The organism is Bacteroidota bacterium (genome assembly GCA_030706565.1).
GTDB lineage: Bacteria > Bacteroidota > Bacteroidia > Bacteroidales > JAUZOH01 > JAUZOH01.
On the sequence record JAUZOH010000528.1, the window covers coordinates 1 to 2,320 of the forward strand.

Annotated in this window: 2 protein-coding genes; one reads left to right on the forward strand and one right to left on the reverse strand. The window is 45.3% G+C overall.

Translation table 11 applies throughout. The annotated features are described in order from the left end of the window. Positions 1 to 147: 147 nt before the first annotated feature. The gene (locus tag Q8907_16415) at positions 148 to 990 is read right to left on the reverse strand and encodes a LexA family transcriptional regulator (GenBank protein MDP4275853.1); all 843 of its coding nucleotides are present in this window, start codon (positions 988 to 990) and stop codon (positions 148 to 150) included. Between the two features lie 105 nt (positions 991 to 1,095). Here Q8907_16415 and dinB point away from each other — a divergent pair, with 105 nt between their 5' ends. Next, positions 1,096 to 2,238, forward strand: a complete 1,143-nt coding sequence (gene dinB / locus Q8907_16420) for a DNA polymerase IV (GenBank protein ID MDP4275854.1) — start codon at positions 1,096 to 1,098, stop codon at positions 2,236 to 2,238. Positions 2,239 to 2,320: the final 82 nt, after the last annotated feature.

The window sequence follows — 2,320 nt, forward strand, 5'->3', positions numbered from 1 at the left end:
CATAGTCAAGGATTACCTTTTGCCCGAGTATCGTTTCGTAAAACTGCCGTGACTTTTGCATATCTGTTACCACCAGAAGGGGACAGATATATTTGGGTGATGTGTTCATTTTTTAGTTTGTTTATTTAGTTTGAAAATCAAATTTGATTATTTCTCTTTTAACTGATCTTTGATGGCCTGGATTTCTGCACTGAGATCGGATATTTTTTGATGCAGGGTGCCATCTACAGTCCGTCCTTCAGGGATAGTCGTGGAAATATAGTTTGTAAATGCCCATACTTCCTTGATTTCGGATACATAAACATCATAAGGTTTGTAGAAAGGATTTAAGGAATAAAGTCTGAGCTTTCCTTCATCACGAATCAGGTTGTCTGCAATTTTGAAAACGATGCCGTCATCCAGGGTGAGGATGATATAAGGCCTGCCGCTGCGGACATTGTCCCAGTCCTGTACAAATTCACCGGTAATCCATGCCCCGTCGGGCACGGGAAGCATGGAGTCACCTGAAATCTGGAAAGTGCGGTATTTCTTTTCTGCTGATAGAAAAGGCAGCTGAAAGCGGGGAAGCTGATTAATGTAGGTAGGATCGGCATAACCCAGGGCATATCCGGCCTTAGCCTTCTCTGGTACGAGCTCTATGTTCTCCTTATTGTCGGAATTATGGGTAGAAGCCAGTATCCGCAGGTTACTTCCTTTGATGAATGCGTCATTGCCCCTTTCCAGTTCAGATAGCTGAAATTCTGAAAGTTTCGCCAGGTCGACACGGATCAATGTGTCGATAGATATTCTGAAATAGTTGGAAAGGGCAACCAGAGTTTCAATGCCGGGCATGGATTTTCCCAGTTCAATCCCGCAATAAGTGGCCCTGTTCATGTTGACGGCAAACGCCACATCCTCCTGGGTACGCTTGCGGCGTTTGCGGAGCAGGCGGATATTTGAGGTGATGTAAATATTCATGGCGGCTTCTGATTTTTGTAAAAACTCATACAAATTTAATAAATTTTGTGTATATTATCAACACTAAAAATGTTGAAAATATGCACATTTTAAAATTTTATTAACGAGGCTGAAGATTGCCTGTAATGTTGCATCAATATGGATCGTACTATTTTACATCTCGACCTGGACAGCTTTTTTGTATCCGTCGAGCGGCTTCTCAATCACGAGTTGGAAGGGAAACCTCTTTTGATAGGCGGTACTTCTGGTCGCAGCGTAGTATGCAGTTGCAGCTACGAAGCGCGCCGCTATGGTGTTCATTCTGCCATGCCCATGAAAATGGCGCTTATGCTCTGCCCCGATGCCCTGGTTATTCGCGGGGATATGGAACTTTACAGCAAATATTCCAACCTGGTTACCGAAATTATTGCCGCAAAAGCTCCTTTGTATGAAAAAGCCTCTATTGACGAACATTATATCGATATTACCGGCTTGGACCGTTTCTTTGGCTGCCTGAAATGGTCGCAGGAACTGCGGCAGGGCATTATCAGAGAAACGGGACTGCCTATTTCCTTCGGCTTGTCCGTAAATAAAACGGTTGCCAAGATCGCCACCGGTGAGGCCAAGCCTTATGGGGAACTGTATGTGGAACGCCCCCTGGTTTCCGGATTCCTGGCTCCCCTGTCTATCCGTAAAATTCCCATGATAGGGGAGAAGACTTACCAGGTACTGCGGGAAATGGGCGTGGACATTATTGCAATTTTACGGGAGATGCCCGTTGAGCTGCTGCAGCGATTGCTGGGGAAAAACGGAACCGAGATCTGGCGCAGGGCCAATGGCATCGATTGTAGCCCGGTTGTGCCCTACTGGGATCAGAAATCCATCAGCACCGAACGTACCTTTGAACAGGATACCATGGATGTGCCCATGCTTAGCCGCCTGCTTGTAAAAATGGTGGAGGAATTAAGCTTTGAGCTTCGTTCCGAACAGAAACTTACTTCCTGCGTGACCGTCAAGGTCCGCTATTCCAATTTCGACACTTTTACTTCTCAAAAAAGGATACCTTATACTTCCTTTGACCACGTGTTGATCAATGTTGTACGGGAGTTGTTTCAGCGGCTTTATCAACGGCGGATGATGGTCAGGCTCATTGGCGTACGCCTGTCGGGATTGGTACGCGGCACCCAGCAACTCGACCTTTTTGAAGATACCCCTGAAGATATTCATCTGTACCAGGCACTGGACAGGATCAAAAAACGATATGGAAAGTATGCGATTGGAAGAGCGGGGGCAATGGGATAATGAGTTAATGAGATAATGGGATAATGGGATAATGAGATAATTGGGTAATGAGAAAATCAAATAGAGAAGAAGTTAAAATTTC